This is a genomic window from Natronomonas gomsonensis, from assembly GCF_024300825.1.
Classification (GTDB): domain Archaea; phylum Halobacteriota; class Halobacteria; order Halobacteriales; family Haloarculaceae; genus Natronomonas; species Natronomonas gomsonensis.
In genome coordinates this window covers 1,059,179-1,074,956 of record NZ_CP101323.1, presented here as the reverse complement: position 1 = coordinate 1,074,956, position 15,778 = coordinate 1,059,179, and the positions used below count along the sequence as shown (strand labels likewise).

The 15,778-nt window shown below is 65.0% G+C and carries 15 protein-coding genes; 8 read left to right on the top strand and 7 right to left on the bottom strand.

What is annotated here, in order from left to right; translation table 11 throughout:
* Positions 1 to 47 precede the first annotated feature (47 nt).
* The gene (locus NMP98_RS06010; protein WP_178916906.1) at positions 48 to 236 is read left to right on the top strand and encodes a hypothetical protein; all 189 of its coding nucleotides are present in this window, start codon (positions 48 to 50) and stop codon (positions 234 to 236) included.
* A 1-nt stretch (position 237) separates the two neighbouring features.
* Entirely contained in the window at positions 238 to 441 is a 204-nt protein-coding gene (locus tag NMP98_RS06005; RefSeq protein ID WP_178916907.1) for a hypothetical protein, read from the top strand.
* Positions 442 to 465: 24 nt separating this feature from the next.
* Here NMP98_RS06005 and NMP98_RS06000 read toward each other — a convergent pair whose 3' ends face one another.
* The 6 genes from NMP98_RS06000 to NMP98_RS05975 all read right to left on the bottom strand — a co-directional run bounded on the left by NMP98_RS06000 (position 466) and on the right by NMP98_RS05975 (position 8,442).
* Positions 466 to 1,368: a DMT family transporter gene (locus NMP98_RS06000; protein WP_254860626.1), complete on the bottom strand. Its 903-nt coding sequence runs from the start codon at positions 1,366 to 1,368 to the stop codon at positions 466 to 468.
* Positions 1,369 to 1,597: 229 nt separating this feature from the next.
* Positions 1,598 to 3,292: a thiamine pyrophosphate-binding protein gene (locus NMP98_RS05995; RefSeq protein ID WP_254860625.1), complete on the bottom strand. Its 1,695-nt coding sequence runs from the start codon at positions 3,290 to 3,292 to the stop codon at positions 1,598 to 1,600.
* 82 nt (positions 3,293 to 3,374) lie between these two features.
* Positions 3,375 to 5,408: a TRAP transporter permease gene (locus NMP98_RS05990; RefSeq protein ID WP_254860624.1), complete on the bottom strand. Its 2,034-nt coding sequence runs from the start codon at positions 5,406 to 5,408 to the stop codon at positions 3,375 to 3,377.
* A 3-nt stretch (positions 5,409 to 5,411) separates the two neighbouring features.
* Positions 5,412 to 6,497, bottom strand: a complete 1,086-nt coding sequence (locus NMP98_RS05985; RefSeq protein ID WP_254860623.1) for a TAXI family TRAP transporter solute-binding subunit — start codon at positions 6,495 to 6,497, stop codon at positions 5,412 to 5,414.
* 159 nt (positions 6,498 to 6,656) lie between these two features.
* A complete protein-coding gene (locus tag NMP98_RS05980; protein ID WP_254860622.1) occupies positions 6,657 to 7,658 on the bottom strand; it encodes a TIGR04024 family LLM class F420-dependent oxidoreductase in 1,002 nt (333 codons plus the stop codon).
* 7 nt (positions 7,659 to 7,665) lie between these two features.
* Positions 7,666 to 8,442, bottom strand: coding sequence for an SDR family NAD(P)-dependent oxidoreductase (locus NMP98_RS05975; RefSeq protein WP_254860621.1), 777 nt, complete (start codon positions 8,440 to 8,442; stop codon positions 7,666 to 7,668).
* A gap of 174 nt (positions 8,443 to 8,616) precedes the next feature.
* Here NMP98_RS05975 and NMP98_RS05970 point away from each other — a divergent pair, with 174 nt between their 5' ends.
* The 3 genes from NMP98_RS05970 (at position 8,617) to NMP98_RS05960 (ending at position 11,138) form a co-directional block, all read left to right on the top strand.
* Positions 8,617 to 9,579 carry an MBL fold metallo-hydrolase gene (locus NMP98_RS05970; RefSeq protein ID WP_254860620.1) on the top strand — a complete coding sequence of 321 codons (963 nt, stop codon included), beginning with the start codon at positions 8,617 to 8,619 and terminating at the stop codon, positions 9,577 to 9,579.
* Positions 9,576 to 10,265, top strand: coding sequence for an HAD family hydrolase (locus NMP98_RS05965; RefSeq protein ID WP_254860619.1), 690 nt, complete (start codon positions 9,576 to 9,578; stop codon positions 10,263 to 10,265). Before NMP98_RS05970 ends, NMP98_RS05965 begins: the two co-directional genes overlap by 4 nt.
* A 93-nt stretch (positions 10,266 to 10,358) precedes the next feature.
* On the top strand, positions 10,359 to 11,138 hold the full coding sequence (locus NMP98_RS05960; RefSeq protein ID WP_254860618.1) for an SDR family NAD(P)-dependent oxidoreductase: 780 nt from the start codon (positions 10,359 to 10,361) through the stop codon (positions 11,136 to 11,138).
* Positions 11,139 to 11,576: 438 nt separating this feature from the next.
* Here the strand turns inward: NMP98_RS05960 and NMP98_RS05955 are convergent, their stop codons facing one another.
* Positions 11,577 to 12,791: an acyl-CoA dehydrogenase family protein gene (locus NMP98_RS05955; protein ID WP_254860617.1), complete on the bottom strand. Its 1,215-nt coding sequence runs from the start codon at positions 12,789 to 12,791 to the stop codon at positions 11,577 to 11,579.
* A 137-nt stretch (positions 12,792 to 12,928) separates the two neighbouring features.
* Between NMP98_RS05955 and NMP98_RS05950 the strand changes: the two genes are divergently transcribed.
* The 3 genes from NMP98_RS05950 to NMP98_RS05940 all read left to right on the top strand — a co-directional run bounded on the left by NMP98_RS05950 (position 12,929) and on the right by NMP98_RS05940 (position 15,762).
* On the top strand, positions 12,929 to 14,011 hold the full coding sequence (locus NMP98_RS05950; RefSeq protein ID WP_254860616.1) for a phosphotransferase family protein: 1,083 nt from the start codon (positions 12,929 to 12,931) through the stop codon (positions 14,009 to 14,011).
* Positions 14,012 to 14,137: 126 nt separating this feature from the next.
* Positions 14,138 to 14,809, top strand: a complete 672-nt coding sequence (locus NMP98_RS05945; protein WP_254860615.1) for a DUF4166 domain-containing protein — start codon at positions 14,138 to 14,140, stop codon at positions 14,807 to 14,809.
* Positions 14,806 to 15,762: a YndJ family protein gene (locus NMP98_RS05940; RefSeq protein WP_254860614.1), complete on the top strand. Its 957-nt coding sequence runs from the start codon at positions 14,806 to 14,808 to the stop codon at positions 15,760 to 15,762. The genes NMP98_RS05945 and NMP98_RS05940 overlap by 4 nt, the downstream gene beginning before the upstream one ends.
* The last annotated feature ends 16 nt before the right edge of the window (positions 15,763 to 15,778 follow it).

Sequence of the window (15,778 nt, the reverse complement as noted above, 5' to 3'; positions counted from 1 at the left end):
CCGAAGTCGGCACAACCACTATACTCACCGCGTTCGTTCCCCCGGGCGTGACACACTGCCCGCACTGCAAGGAGGAGATGGAGGTACCGAACGCGGCCACGATTCGCGTCGACGAGTTCTTCAGCGAGGAGGCCGGCGACATCGACGTTAGTGCCCAGGAGCACGTCCAGTTGGAGTGTCCCAACTGCGAGGCCGTCCTCGGCTATCTGGCCGTCGGCGCGGCGGCGGGGGGCTGAGATGAAGTGTCTCGACTGCGGGGCGGACAACGATACCCCTGCCGGCAAGCAGATACTCCTCGAAGAGATATTCGACGGCAACGTCGACGTCGACGCCGGCGCCCAACAGCACACCCAACTTGAGTGTCGGGAGTGCGGCGCGGTGTTGGGGTATCTCGGCTCTGCGGCGGCTATCGGCTCCAGCAACGTCCGCGGATACTACTGACGCCCGATTCCTCTTCGAGGGGCATCAACTGCCGGTCGAATCGATTAGGTCGGCGAGCGCCCGCCGTTTCAGCAGTACGAAGCCGAAGAACACGACGGTGAATCCCACGACAGAGAGCGGACTGATGGTCTCACCGAGGAGGACGACGCCGGCGACGGTGGCGACCACGGGGACGAGGTAGGCGACGAGACTCGTCTCGAAGGCGCCGCGCTCTTCGAGCAAGGTGAAGTAGATGACGAAGGCGATGGCCGTCGAGAACACGCCGAGATAGACGACTGCGCCGAGGGCCGTGGGGGCGATAATCGTTGCCGTCGGAACTTCACCTGCACCGAGGCTGACGAGATGTAGCGTCACGCCGCCGAGGAGCATCGACCAGCCGGTGAGTGCGACCCGTTCCATCGTCGGGCCGGCACGCTGGACCAACACGCCGCCCAAGGCGACGCTTACGACCTGTCCGACGATGAGGAGTCGTCCCACCGTGTCGCCGGCCAACAGGTTCGACGGGTCCGGACGAACGATGAGTCCGATACCGAGAAAGCCCAACACGACGCCGGCTGCGCCTGCCCCGGTGAGGCGCTCGTCGAGTACCCCGAGGGCCCACAGCGCGGTGGCGATAGGGACCAGTGCCTGCAAAATGGCGGCGACGCCGCTCGGGACGGTCTGTTGGCCGACGAACAGCAAGCCGTTGCCGGCGACCAGAAAGAGGCCGCCACCGACGATGGCCTCGGCGTTGTTGCGGCCGACTGGCCGCCAACTGTCGGTCGTCAGGATTGCGTAGCCGAGCAGCAGGACGGCGGCCACGTCGTAGCGGAAGGCGGCGAACAGCAGCGGCGGGATGAATTCGAGACCGACGCTGATTGCGGGAAACGACAGCCCCCACATCGTCGCGAGTGCGACGAAGAGGGCCGTTGCGTAGAACCGTGACACGATGTCGAGTAACGGCTGTCGAGTGAAATCGCTGCCGTTTCGGTGTAGCGAACAGGCGACCCGGCGTACTGACGAGCCGTGGGTCGCGCGACCGCCTCGGCGACTCGTCAGCGACGTTCAGCGCACGGGGTCGTCTGGTCGCGTTTCGATACTTGAACCTTCGGCCGTCGAGTATCGAACACTCGAACCGTGGGCCGCGGAAGACGAAAACGGGGGTGAACGGATTCGATCAGTCGTGGACCAACACGTCGATAACGTCCGGTCCCTCGCTTTCGAGCGCCTCCTCGTACACCTCGGGGAACTCCTCGGGTGTCTCGACGAGGTGGCCACGAGCACCGTGGCTCTCGGCGTTTTTCGGGATGTCGACGTGGGGCTCGAAGTCCATACCGACGAACTCGTAGTCGTCTTCCTCGCCGCCCATCATCTTCACGGTGTTGTCCTTGAGGATGCGGTAGTTGCGGTTGTCGGGGACGACGACGGTCATATCGAGGTTGTGACGGGCCGCCGTGTACATCGAGTTGGGGTAGTACAGATACGAGCCGTCGCCGATGTAGCCGACGACGTTTCGGGGGTCGTCCTGCAGGGATTCGGCGAAGGCCGCACCGACGGCGGCGGGCAAGCCGTAGCCGAGGCCGCCACCCTTGTTCGAGAGGTACTGTTCGGGTTCCATCGGGAACCGGGTCAGTAGCGCGAACTTCGAGGTGACGCCCTCGTCGACGATGTAGGTGTCGGAGTCGACGGCTTTCATGTTGTCGACGAGTTCGGCCTTCGACGACCGGGTGTCGCCCTCCGGTGTTTCGTCTTCGCCGAGGTCCTCCATCGTCGCTTCGAGACTGGCCTTCATCGTCTCGACGTAGTCGATTCGGGACTGTCGCTCCTCCTCGTCGAGGCGGTCTTCGACGCGCTCTGCGATGGCGTCCATCACCCGGCCGGGGTCGCCGACGACGGCGGAATCAGCGGGGTGGTTCTTGCCGACCTCCCAGGGGTCACTGGAGACTTGAATCGTCGTGGTGTCCTCGGAGACGAGCGGGTTATCGTGGTGCAACAGCGTCGTGTTGGTCGAACAGCCCACGAGCGCCAGCGTGTCGGTGTCCATCAGCATCGAGGCGATGCCCTCGTCGGGACCGATGAAGGAAATCCACTGCGGGTGGTCGGTCGGGTAGTTCACTTCGCTCGCGAGGATTTCGCCGTGGACGCGTGCGCCGGTCGCCTCGGCGAGTCGGACGGCGGCGTCGATTGCGTCCTTGCCCGCGCGGGCGACGTGGTCGCCCAACACGAGGACGGGTTGGTCGGCCTCGAGGAGTTGGTCGGCGGCGGCCTCGATTTGGGCCGGGTCGCCCGCACCGGCGTCGGGAATCGGACCGAGTCGCTCGGGGTCGGCCTCCGTCTCGGTCATCATCACGTCGGCCGGCAGCGCGAGGAAGACGGGGCCGGTCGGGGGCGTCATCGCGACGCGGAACGCCCGGCGGACGAGCATCGGCAAGGCGTCGATGTGAGTCACCTCCGCGGAGTATTTACAGAACTGCTCGACCATCTGTTCTAAGTCGCCGGTGAGGATGGGTTCCTCGTGGCGGAAGTCGAGTTCGTGGTTACCGGCGGTGACGACCATCGGGACGCCGCCGTACATCGCACCGAAGACGTTGCCGAGGCCGTGTGCGAGTCCGGGGGTGACGTGAAGGTTGGCGACGCCGACCGGACAGACCTCGGGGTCGTCGTCGGCGTGGTAGCGTCGGGTCGAGGCGTAGCCGGCGGCCATCCCCGTCGCCACGTCCTCCTGCAGTCCGAGTGCGTACTCGACGTCGCTTTCGGACAGCGCGTTCATGATGGGCAACTCGGTCGTTCCGGGGTTGCCGAAGACGTGCTCGACGCCGTACTGCTCGAGCGCGTCGACGAACAGGTCGGCTCCCGTGTAGGAGTCGGTCATGGCTCTACCTGTCGCGGCCGTCGGTAAATAGTTGATTCCGTCGGAAGTCGGCCGCTTTTAGTGGGTTCGTGGGTGGTTCGTGTCATTGTCGAGAGGGGGTGACGACGGCCGGCATTCGACCGGTGTTCGCGAGTGCAAGCGTGAGGACGAGCAGTCCGGCCGTGCCGACCTGCACCATCCGTGGGCCGAACATCGCCCCGCCGGCGATGGCGAGGTAGACGATGCGGTGTGGCCACCCGAGGTCGCTCGCTCCGTCGTAGCCGACCGTCGCGACGACGACGGCGACGGTGCCGGCCAACACGACGAACAGGTCGATAGGCGTGGTCGACGACCAGATGATGATGCCGTCGTTGGCGACGAACGCGAAGGGGATGACGAACCCGGGGGCACCGATGCGGAGCGCCTGCTTACACGACTGCAGGAAGTCCGAGTCGGCGATGCGGGCCCCGACGGCGACTGCGACAGCCACCGGCGGCGTAATCGCCGACAGCATCGCGAAGTAGAACACGAACATGTGTGCGGTCAGCGGTTGGATGGTGAACGTCTCGCTCGTGGTCAGTGCCGGCGCGACGAGTGCTGCCACGACGATGTAGGCGGCGGGTGTCGGCATCCCCAGTCCGAAGAGGATGCTCGTCGCCATCGCCAACAGCAGGAGGACGACGAGAACCCCGCCGGCTAACGCGAGCATCCGGAAACTGATACGAGCGCCGAGGCCGGTCTGTTCGACCATCGTGATGACGATGCCGAGCGAGGCGAGGATGCCGACCAGCGGTGCCATGTCGACGGCACCCTGTCGGAGACCGTCGAAGGTCGTGACGGTAAAATCGACCGCGACCTCGGCCGGGGAATCGTCCTCGCGGTAGGCGTCGATGAGTCGCTTGAGAAGCGCCGAGGGAACGAGCGCGACGATGGTGTAGAACCCCGCGCTCAGCGGCGAGAACCGCAACACGACGAGCGTGTACAACAGGATGCCAAGCGGGATGACGTAGTGGATGCCGTCCAGCAGGATGCTCTTGTCGAAGGTTCCCTCGGCGTCGGTCGTCCAGTCGAACTTGTGGATGATGAGATGAACCGCGGCGCCGACGCTGAAGTAGAACAAAAGCGCCGGGAACAGTCCGGCTTTGACGACTTCGAGGTAGGGGATACCGAGGATGTCGGCCATCAGGAAGGCGGCGACGCCCATAATCGGCGGCAGCATCTGGCCACCGCTGGAGGCCACCGACTCGATGGCACACGCGAAGTCCTCGCGGACGCCCTGATCTTTTATCATCGGAATCGTGAAGCTCCCGGTCGTCGCGGTGTTGGCCGCGGCGCTGCCCGTGATGGAACCCATTATCATGCTGCCGACGACGGCGACTTGGACGACGCCGGTTTCGAGAACGTTCCGCACCTCGCGGCTGAGGTTCAACACGAGGTCCATCAGGCCGTAGGCTTTCGCCATGCCGGCGAACATCAGGAAGATGGCGACTGCGGTGGTCCCCACTTCGAGGATGAATCCGTAGACGCCTGAGAGACCGATGGCGCCGTTGCGGGCGACCTGCTGCCAGTCCATGCCGGTGTGATACAGCACGCCCGGCAGGTAGGGACCGACGAAGGCGTAGGCGATGCCGGCGACGACGACGCCAGCGATGACGTTGCCGTAGGCCCGCCGCGTCGCGTCGGTGACGAGCAACATCGCGGCGACGCCGACGTAGTAGTCGGTCGTCGTCCAGCCGAAGATGGGTGCGTCCTCCAGCAGTCGTGCGAAGTGGAGTTCGACGTACCCCGCCACAGCGAGTGCCACGACGGCACCGGCGAGAAGCATGACAACGTCAGCGACCTCCCACAGTCTGTAGTCGGACAACGAGGACCCTTCGTCGGCGGTTTCGGCTTCGAGGTCGTCTACGTCCCGTTCGGCGACGTGTTTCTCCAGCAGTTGGACGAGGTAAAACAGCGCGACGCCGACCCCGAGGAAGATGTTCGCGAAGCGAACGCGAACCCAAAACAGGGTGTAGGCGTAGTAGATGGTGTACAGCGTCAGGAAGACGGCGAAGGCGTAGATGATGCTCCGCAGCCCCAACTCGACCGGCGGTCGGTCGAGTCGCTCACGGACGCCGAGTGGAGCCTCACGCTCCATGGCCTACTCCTCGTACCGCTCGAACTCGTCTCGCCAGACGCCGATTTCCTGGTAGAAGTCGGCGGCGGCCGGGTGGAACGGGATACCCTCGTACATGTCGCTGACCCAGTACTCCGGTTCCTCGTGATAGCCCAGCAGGGCGTTGAACTCCGAGAGCCCCTCGCGGTTCTCGTACAGCGTCTCCAGCAGCGAGTAGACGGCGTCGTAATCGAGGTCGTGTCGGCTGATGAAGTTGTAGGCGAACGTAATCGAGGGGATGCTGTCGGAGGCGTAGTCGTAGCCCTCGAAGGAAGTCATGTCCACGTCCTGAACCAGCAGGCTGTCGTCGTCGCGCATCGACTGGACAGCATCCTCGGGCCAATCGAGCAGTCGGAGGTCGACGCTGCCTTTCATCTCCTGGACCCAGCCGGGCTCGATGTCGCCGTTGAGGATGGTAATCGCGGCGGCGTCGATGCGGCCCTCGCTGAACGCACCGCCCAACTCACCGTAGCCGACGCTGACGCGCTCGTAGTCGTCGACGGCGTACTCGAGGCCGTGCTCCAGCGCCGGGGCGGTCCCGGAACCGCGCGGTGTCGGGACGACGCGACTGTCGGATTCGATGTCGGTCACCGAGGTCCAGTCGGCGTTGGCCGTGGCGAAAATCCACGGAAGGTTGTACAGGTGGAACACCTGTACGGGGTCGTAGTTCAGGTCGTCGAACGGCGCTTCTCCCTGTCGGAGTCGCGCGGCCGTCCAGTTCTGGATGTAGGCGATGTCGCTCTCCTCTCGATCGAGTCGGGCGACGTTGGCGTCGGTCCCGTTGCTGGGGCGGGCGTCGATGCTGACGGAGTCGCTGTGTTCCTCGACGGCGGCCGAGAGGCCCTGACTCGCGGCGTAGGCGGTCGTACTCGACCCCGACGTCGTCATCACGAGGTTGCCGTCAGAGCCGGGCGCAGGCCCGTCGTTGCTGCCGTTGCCGCCGTTACCACCGTTGCCGCCGTTTCCTCCGTTTCCACCGGTACACCCGGCGAGGGCGAACGCTCCGGCGCTGAGCCCGGTCGTTGCGAGAAAACGTCGACGTGTCGATTGTCGTGGCTTTTGGTCTGCCATACAGTCGCAAAACGACCCCGGGGTTAAGAACCCCGCGTGAATCTTCAACTATCAAAAAGTTCCTAACAGTTCTGGGTCCGATGGCCTCACTGGAGAACAATGGTAGGCTCTGGAGCGATATGGGAAACAGCGGTAAGGAAAAGCCGAACGGGGCAGTCGTCAACGCGGCTGTAGCGCCCGCATCGTCGAGTCGATTTGTTCGAGGTCCGCCGCCCGGGGGAACGACACCGAGACGGCTTCGACGCCCTCGACGTCGGTGAATCGCTCGAAGTGTTCGCGGGCCCCCTCGGGAGTGCCCCAGACGACCAACTGCTCTAAGAGGTCGTCGGGCAGTGCTGCCATCGCGGCCTCTCTGTCGCCGTCCTGGTAGTTGTCGTAGATTGCGTGGGCGACTTCCTCGTGGCCCTGTCGGGCGAGGTTGTCGCGGTAGTACGTTCCCATGCCGCCGAGATAGAAGACGGCGTGCTGTTTGGCGAGCCGTTTCGCCTCCGCTTCGTCCTCCAGGGCACAGCAGGTCAACGACAGCGTGACGCGCTGTTCGGAGCGGTCGCGGTCACCCATCTCCGACCCGCGTTCGAAGTCCTCCAGTCGCTCTCGGAGGCCATCCCGCGTCAACATCAGTGCGTGCCAGCCGTCGGCGAACCGGCCAGCGAGTTCGACCGCCTTCGGACCCATCCCGGCGGTCTCGACGGGCGGAACTGGGTCGGGGGCTTCACACCGCAGCCGGAAGCCTTCAAGGTCGAAGTACTCCCCGTCGTACTCGACTTCCTCGCCGGAGAGGACCTGCTTGACGATGTCGACGGTCTCCCGCGTCCGACGCAGGGGATTGCCGAACTCCGCGCCGTGCCAGTTCTCGATGACGATGGGGCCGGAGGGACCGAGACCGAGTCGGAATCGACCCTCCGAGACTTCCTGTAGCGTCGCCGCGCTCTGTCCGATGAGCGCTGGCGAACGGGAGTACACCGGCATAATCGAGGTGCCGATGTCGACGGTCTCGGTTTCGCGGGCGATACAGGTCAGCGTCGTCACGGCGTCGCGCCCCCACGTCTCGGGGAGCCACGCGGTGTCGTAGCCCAACTCCTCGCCGAGTTGGGCCTGTTCGACGAGCGCGTCGACGCTCGGCTGTGCGGCGACCGGGAGGAACACGTCGCGTTCGGTCATTGGGGAATCACAGTTGGGAGTCCTCTAACGGCGGGACGCCCTGTGCCGTAATGGTTTCGCCGACGATGTAGGAGGAGGCGTCGCTGGCGAGGAACTGGACGATGTCGGCTATCTCCTCGGGTAGGCCCATCTCCTTGGCGATGTCGCTGCGGTCGACGTCGGCGGGGTCGAGACCCATCTGGGAGGCGACTCCTGCCGTGCCGACGAGGCCGGGGGCGATGCAGTTGACCCGGATGTCGTGGTCGGCGTAGTTCGCCGACAGCGACGTGGTGAGGTTGACGACGGCGGCCTTGGCGGCGCCGTAGTGGCTCATGTACTGAGAGCCCATCGTCCCCGCGACGCTCGCGAAGTTGATGATGGTTCCTCCCGACTCCTGTTGTTGCATCTGCTGGCCGGCGACCTGTGCGCCGTGGAAAGTACCGTGGAGGTTGATATCGACGATGGTCTTCCAGCCGTTCTCGGAGATGTCGTCGAAGCCGGCCATGAAGGAGGCTCCAGCGTTGTTCACCATGCAGTCGACGGCGCCGAACTCCTCGACGGTGGCCTCGATGAGTGCCTCGACGCTGTCGCGGTCGCGAACGTCACACTCGACGGCGATGGCCTCGCCGGGCCGGTCGCTGTCGTTGATTTCGGCGGCGACCTCGTCGATTTTCTCCTGTGTCCGGGAGGTGACGACGACGTTCGCGCCGTCGTCGGCGAATCGCTTTGCGGTGACGGCACCGATACCCTGACTCGACCCGGTGATGACTGCCGTGTTGCCGTCGACGCTGAACTGCTCTAACATTGATACTCACGCACCGCGGGGGTGCAACGGTTGGCTGCTGTCATGTGACGCCTGACCCGTTTCGAGGGAGCGTTAATAAAGGTAAGTCCGGCCGCCGTATATTGAACAATGGAAGGTACACTACCGACGTACCAAAACAAACTCTTATACCGAACGGTCGCATTCTACCGCTGAATGGAAACACGGAGCAAACAGGGGAGCGTCCGCCGACTGGAGTTCGACGTGGACTGGCCACCGGGCCACGTCGCCTGCTACCTCATCGAGGGGTCGGAGCCGATTCTCGTCGACGCCGCGCTCCCGGACCACGAAGCGGCGTTTCGCTCACAGCTCGCCGAGTTGGGATACGAGCCGGGCGATATCGAACACGTCCTCATCACCCACCCTCACGTCGACCACATCGGTCTCGTCCCGGCAGTGCTTGAGGAGGGCGACCCGACCGTCTACGCGCCCGCGAGCGTCGAAGAACGTTTCGACCGCGACCTCGGCGCCCTCGAAGCCCGCGTCCGCGAGAACTGCACTGAGGCCGGATTCCCCGAGGAACAACTGGAGATGGCCGTCGACATGGCCGTCGAGTCACTGGAGCGAAACCGAGAACTCCTCCCACCGGCGGCAGTCGACGTGTGGATAGCGCCCGGCGACCGAACCGAAATCGGCGACATCGAAGTCGGCGCCGTCCACGTCCCCGGCCATCAGGCCGACCACCTGAGCTATCCCGCCGAAATCGACGGCGAGTCGGTGCTTCTCGGCGGCGACATGGGAATCCAGCCGTTCCGCCCAGTCGTCATGCACGACGGCCTCGATGACGGCCACGTCGAAGCCTTTGACGCCTTCTACACCGCCCTCGACCGCCTCGCCGAACTCGATGTCGACCGCGTCTACCCCGGCCACGGCGCCGTCCACACCGACCTCGCCGGCGCCGTCGAACGCGACCGCGGCAGCCTCGACAATCGTCTCGAACGCGTCAGCGACCTCGTCGCCGACGGCTACTCCACCGTCCCGGGCGTCGCGATGGCCATCGCCGGTGACCGCGACGTGAAGTACCTCATCCCAGAGACGATGAGTGCGCTCGCCCACCTCGATGCGACCGGCGAACTCGACAGCGAACTGCGCGACGGCGTTCGGCACTACGAACCGTGAGCGACGGCCACCGCTACGACACCGTCTTCTGGGATATCGGCGGCGTCATCGTCGAACTCGCATCGGTCCGGGAGGGGTACGCAGCCTTCGTCGCCGAACTCGCCGATACACACGGCCTCGACCCCGAGACGGCCCTCGACGACTGGAAATCCGTCCTCGGCGAGCACTTCCGTGGCCGGGAGGGAACCGAATACCGAACCGCAAAGGAGGGATACCGGAAGGCGACGGCCGCGCTGTTCGACGGCGACCCACCGGAGGGGTGGCGAGCAACCTTCGACCGCTGTACCGCGGCGACGCTGCGCGCCGAAGACGGTGCAATCGAGACCATCGAGACGCTGGCCGACGCCGGCATCGAGCAGGCCATCGTCTCCGATATCGACACCCACGAAGCCGAGAACATGCTCGACTCGTTCGGCATCCACGAGTGTTTCGCCCACGTCACCACCTCCGAAGCCGTCGGCTACACGAAACCCGACGAGCGAATGTTCCGTGATGCCCTCGGAGCAATCCAATCCGACCCCGAACGAACGGTAATGGTCGGGGACCGCCACTCTCACGACGTTGCCGGCGCGTCGGCGCTCGGAATCGCCGCAGCCGGCTACGGCGAGGAAGGCTGGGGCCCGAAAGCCGACCACGAACTCGAAGCCCTCCGGGAGTTACTCGCGGTCGTCGGCGTCTCGGACTGAGGCGTTCGTCGCCCGTTCACACGTCCCCTACTAAACGCCCCTCGTATCACCGTCCAAATCCTTATAGCGAAACCCGGAGACACCTGTGTTGCAATGGACCTAGGACTCGACGACAAAACCGCTCTCGTCACTGGCGGTGCCGGACGTATCGGAAGCGAAGACTGCCGCGTACTCGCCGAGGAGGGCGCCGAAGTGGTCGTCCTCGACGTGAACTACGAAGCCGCCGAAAACATCGCCGACGAAATCGAGGAGGACTACGACGGCACCGCCCACGCCGTCGAGTGTGACCTCACCGACCGAGAGGACGTCGCCAACACCGTCGCCGCCCTCGAAGAGGAGACCGGCGGCATCGACATCCTCGTCAACAACGCCGGGATGGTCGACGCCCGCGACAAGGTCGAGGACTTCGACGACGAAATCTGGGACCGTGACATCGCCGTCAACCTCACCGGCGCCTACAACATCACACAGGCCGTCTATCCCGGGATGAAGGAACGCGGCTTCGGTCGCATCATCTCGATGTCCTCGATGGCCGGTTGGCAGGGCGGCTTCGGCCAGCTCTCCTACTCGGCGACGAAGGCGGCGCTCATCGGCTTCGGCAAGACGCTCGCACTCGAAGGTGCCCAACACGGCGTCACCTCGAACATCATTGCCCCCAGCATCGTCGTTGGCCAACTCGCGGACCTCCCCATCGACCAACTCGAACAGGTCGACGAGCACTTCGCCCGCATCGCCAAGGCAACCCCGATGCGGAAACTCGGCAAGGAAGAGGACGTCTCGAACCTCGTCGCCTACCTCTCCTCGGAGCAATCCAACTACATCACCGGACAGGTCATCGGCGTCACCGGCGGTATCGACCTTTTCTCCTTCTAACCCACTTTTTGCACGCTCGGCGCGGCGGAGCCGCGCCTCGCGGCAAAAACTTGGGGAAAAATAGCGCGTGCTCCTTCCGCTCGCTTCGCTCGCGCCAGTCCGCGCGCGCTACCGAGCGCTCACTCCGTTCGCGCTCGGAGAACCGCCTCGGGGGCGACCTGACGGACGCCCCCGAGGCGGATGATAGCCAAATAATTTGTTTCGGGCTTAAAACGCTCGTGGATGCTTCTGATGTTTTCTTTTTTCTGAGTGTCCGTGCGAGCGAAGCGAGCGCGGTTCGCGGCGACGAACGAAGTGAGTCGCCGTAGCGAGAGCCGACTACCGCGCGCCGAAGGCGCGCGACTGGAGGCTCTCGCGCATATTTTCCCCAAGTTTTTGCCGCGGAGGCGTGTCGCGCGCCGAGCGGCGCGCGACCGCCGGAGCGTGCAAAAAGTGGTTTTAGAACGTGGGCGTCCGCTCCAGTTCGTGGGCGTTCTCCTCGGCGCCCTCGAAGGCGTCGCGGGCGATAACGCGCTGGTGGACCTCGTCGGCGCCGTCGACGATACGGAAGGCCCGAACGCCCTCGTAGAAGTCCGCAAGCGGGAGGTCACGGGAGATGCCGGCGCCGCCACAGCATTGAATCGCGAGGTCGATTGTCTCCTGGGCGACGTTCGCGGTGAACACTTTCGACATCGAGACGGGGATGCGGGCCTCTTCGCCGCGGGCGATTTCCTCGGCGGCGTGGCGGACCATCGTCCGGGCCGCGTGGAGTTCCGTCTCCTTGTCGGCGATGTCGTAGCGCAGCGACTGCTTGTCGGACAGCGACGAACCGAAGGCCTCCCGTTCGCTCATGTACGCCTTCGCGATGGTGAGCGCCCGCGTCGCCATCCCCGAGAAGCGCATGCAGTGAGTGAGGCGGGCGGGGCCGAGACGCTGTTGGGCGATGGCAAAGCCCATGTTCTCCTGTCCGAGCAGGTTCTCCTCGGGAACCCGCACGTCGTTGAACTCGAATTCGGCGTGGCCGTGGCCATCAAGGTCGGGTCCGAGATGCGGGATGTCGCGGACGAAATCGACGCCGTCGGCGTCGGTGGGGACGAGGATGATGGAGGCGCCCTTGTAGGGGTGGACGTCGGGGTCGGTGACGGCCATCACGAGGATGACGTCGGCGTGACTGCCCTGCGTCGTCCACCACTTGTGGCCGTTGATGACCCACTCGTCGCCGTCCTTTTCGGCGGTGGTCTTGAGCATCTTGGGGTCCGAGCCGGCGCCGGCCCGGGGTTCGGTCATCCCGAAGGCCGACCGGATGTCGCCGGCGACAAGCGGCTCGAGCCACTCCTCTTTCTGGGCCTCGGTGCCGACCAGTTCGATAGTGTGCATGTTCCCCTCGTCGGGCGCGTCGACGCGCATCGCGGAAGCGCCCAGAAGCGAGCGACCGGCTTCCTCGAACAGCGGCAACACGTCGGCGAGGTCATACCCCATTCCGCCGTGTTCCTCGTCAATTTGTGGACAGTAGATGTCCCGCTCGCGGGCCTCCGCCCGGAGGTCCTCGATGACCTCCTCGCCGACCGGTCCACCGCCGAGGTGTTCGCGTTCGGTCGGGATGACGACATCGTCGACGAACTCGCGTGCGCGCTCGGCGAGTTCCTTCGCTTCCGGGGAGTCGTGGTACTCCATGGCGGAGCGTTTAGGGCACAACATTGTAAAAGAACCGGCGAACTTCGGACCCGTTGTCGTCGCGACGGCGGCAGTTATTTGGGGCAGGGTCGCACACAACTCCTTACAATGTTAGCGAATTCGGAGGGTGTCGGACGGTGACGGACACTAGCTCCGACTACTTCGACCGCATCGTCGACCGGGAGAAACTGAAGGCGTACCTCGAATCGGAACTCGGTCCCGCCGAAACCTTCGAGGTCTCCCACCACCAAGAGGGCCACTCCAACGAGACGCTGTTCGTCACGTGGGGCGAGCAGGAACTCGTCATCCGTCGGCCGCCGCCGGGCGACATCGCCGAGAACGCCCACGACGTACTCAGAGAGTATCGCGTCATCGACGCCCTCCAAGACACCGAGGTTCGGGTCCCGACGACGGTGTTCGCCACCGACGACCACTCGATTCTCGGGTGTGACTTCTACGGGATGGAGAAGGCCGAAGGTGACGTGCTCCGGGACACCGAACCGGAGCGTTTCGCCAACCCCGAGGCACGGGAAGCCATCGGCCACGAACTCGTCGACCGACTCGTCGAGATTCACGAGGTCGATTACGAATCGGTCGGCCTCGAACACGGCGACTTCGGCTATCCGCCGGGCTTTACCGAACGGCAGGTCCGTCGGTGGTCCGAGCAGTTGACGTGGGCCTTCGAGGTCACCGCCGAGGAACGCGAAGTCGAGACGCTGTACGACGTGATGTCGTGGCTCACCGAGAACGCCCCCGACGACGACGAGTACCCATCGACGCTCGTCCACGGCGACTACAAACTCGACAACGTGATGTTCGCGCCCTCGGACGATCCCGAAATCGCCGCCATCTTCGACTGGGAGATGTCGACGCTCGGGGACCCCTTCACCGACCTCGGATGGATGCTCTCGTATTGGCGCGAGGAGAAAGACCCCGAACCGCCCACGCCGACGCTGGCCTCGACGTTCATGACCAACGAGGGCTACCCAACCCGCCGTGACCTCGTCGAGCGCTACGAGCGGAAGACCGGCTTCGAGTTCGATAACTGGAAGTTCTACTGGGTGCTCGCCGTCTACAAACTCGCCGGCCTCGGAGAGATGTTCTTCCGGCGGTATCTGGAGGGCAACTCCGACGACCCGATGTATCCGAAGATGCGCGAGGGCGTCCCCGCACTCGCCGAACAGGCCCAGATGATAATCGACGGCGAGATGGAACTCTAAGCCACCGACTTCGGGGAATCCTCTTGACGTGGCCGCGCGAAGGGCCACTATGGACGTATCTCCATCGACTCACTCCCGACGCCTCGAACCGCCTGCTCTCCCTCGGCGACTCACGACCGCGAACCAATGACTGGTGTTTACGAACACGCCCTCGGTTCCGAGGCCGAGGACCTCCACCCGAAGGTGCGACAACGCTACAGCATCGGCCCCGAAGACGGGTTCGCAACTGTCGGTCGCGGCGAGATGGACATCCGTCGCGGTGTTCAGTTCCTCCCGGTGTTGTACGCCATGCCGACCCGGAACCTCCTCTTTCCCGAATCCGGCGACGACGTTCCCTTCTCGGTGACGACCGTCGCCTATCGCGACGAGGCCGGCCACGAGGTAATGACGACCCGTCGTGAGTTCGAGTTCGAATCGACACGCCGACGGTTCGATTCACTGACCGTCTGGGACGAAGATGCCGGGCGACTCCTCGACTTTCTCGGATTGGGCGGCCACATCGTCTCCGAACTCCACCCCCGCGTCGAGGACGGCACACTCGTCGTCGAAGGGGGCCGCCAGTGGCTCCGCGTTCGGGGGCGCTATCTCCCGATGCCGGGACCGCTGGCGGCGACGGTCGAAGTCCGGGACCGCTACGACGAGACCGAGGAGTGTTATCACGTCGACGCGGTCGTGGAAACGCTCGCAGGACAGGTGCTGTCGTATCGCGGGTCGTTCACACAGGAGCGCGAATCAATGACGGACGTGCCGGCGGACCTCCGCCCGACCCGTGGCCTCTGGACGCTCCCGCCGGAATGACCCGGCATCGAACCGCTCCGTCGGTTCGAGGCGTCGCGTTGACCGATTTGAGCGCGATAGCCGGCGCGGTACTGTGGGTCGGCCTCGCCGTCGGATTGGGTCTTGGCCCCATCGAGCGAGCACTCGCGCTCGCACCGCTCGTGTTGGTTCCACTCGGCATCGACTTCGCCGCGACGCCGGCGTTCGATGGTCTCACGGGACAGTTGTACGCGGCCGCTGCCGTTTGTCAGCCGGTCGGCGCGGCGCTGTTGGCCGGTTCGCTCGTCGTCGAATCCGACGCCGTGGCCGCCGCGATGGCGTCGGCTTGGTTGGTCGTTGCCATCCTGTTGGCGCTCGTCGCCACCGTCCGGACCGCCGACCGTGGGCCGTGGCCGCTCGCGGAGACGGTCATCGACGCCGGATCGGCCTACACCGTGGTCGGTGCGGCCGCCCTCGTCCTGTATCACCTCGGCGTAACGCTGTGGTTTTCGCCAGTCATCGTCCTCCTCACGGCGGTTCACTTTCACTACGCCGGGTTCGTCCTTCCGGTGACGGCTGGCCTCGTCGGCCGGTGTGCCGTCGCCGACGCCGACGGCGTCCTGTACCGACCTCTCGCTGGCGTCGTCGCGGTCGGCCCGGCGATAATCGCCGTCGGCATCTCGTTTTCCCCGGCCGTCGAACTCCTCGCAGTCGGCGTTTTCACTGCCGCGGTCGCGGTGCTCGGCGGGTACATCGCCCTCCGGGTCGCCCCGACGCGGCCGCGACTGCAGGGGTTCCTGCTCGCGGCGTCGGCGCTGGCGCTTCCCGTCTCGATGCTCTTGGCGCTCGCCTACGGGGTCACGGCGTTCACCGGACGCGGGTTCGCGGGGTTGAGCATCTCCCGAATGGTGTCGCTTCACGGCACGCTGAACGCCTTCGGGTTCGGCTTACTGGCGACGGTCGGGTGGCGGCTTTCGGTGCCGACTCGGGAGTGACGACTGTCACCGCATC

Coding starts and splice junctions, on each gene's coding strand:
- NMP98_RS06005 (WP_178916907.1), top strand. CDS start 238: ATGAAGTGTCTCGACTGCGGGGCGGACAACGATACCCCTGCCGGCAAG.
- NMP98_RS05945 (WP_254860615.1), top strand. CDS start 14,138: ATGACTGGTGTTTACGAACACGCCCTCGGTTCCGAGGCCGAGGACCTC.
- NMP98_RS05990 (WP_254860624.1), bottom strand. CDS start 5,408: ATGGAGCGTGAGGCTCCACTCGGCGTCCGTGAGCGACTCGACCGACCG.
- NMP98_RS05940 (WP_254860614.1), top strand. CDS start 14,806: ATGACCCGGCATCGAACCGCTCCGTCGGTTCGAGGCGTCGCGTTGACC.
- NMP98_RS05955 (WP_254860617.1), bottom strand. CDS start 12,791: ATGGAGTACCACGACTCCCCGGAAGCGAAGGAACTCGCCGAGCGCGCA.
- NMP98_RS05960 (WP_254860618.1), top strand. CDS start 10,359: ATGGACCTAGGACTCGACGACAAAACCGCTCTCGTCACTGGCGGTGCC.
- NMP98_RS05985 (WP_254860623.1), bottom strand. CDS start 6,497: ATGGCAGACCAAAAGCCACGACAATCGACACGTCGACGTTTTCTCGCA.
- NMP98_RS05975 (WP_254860621.1), bottom strand. CDS start 8,442: ATGTTAGAGCAGTTCAGCGTCGACGGCAACACGGCAGTCATCACCGGG.
- NMP98_RS05980 (WP_254860622.1), bottom strand. CDS start 7,658: ATGACCGAACGCGACGTGTTCCTCCCGGTCGCCGCACAGCCGAGCGTC.
- NMP98_RS05970 (WP_254860620.1), top strand. CDS start 8,617: ATGGAAACACGGAGCAAACAGGGGAGCGTCCGCCGACTGGAGTTCGAC.
- NMP98_RS05995 (WP_254860625.1), bottom strand. CDS start 3,292: ATGACCGACTCCTACACGGGAGCCGACCTGTTCGTCGACGCGCTCGAG.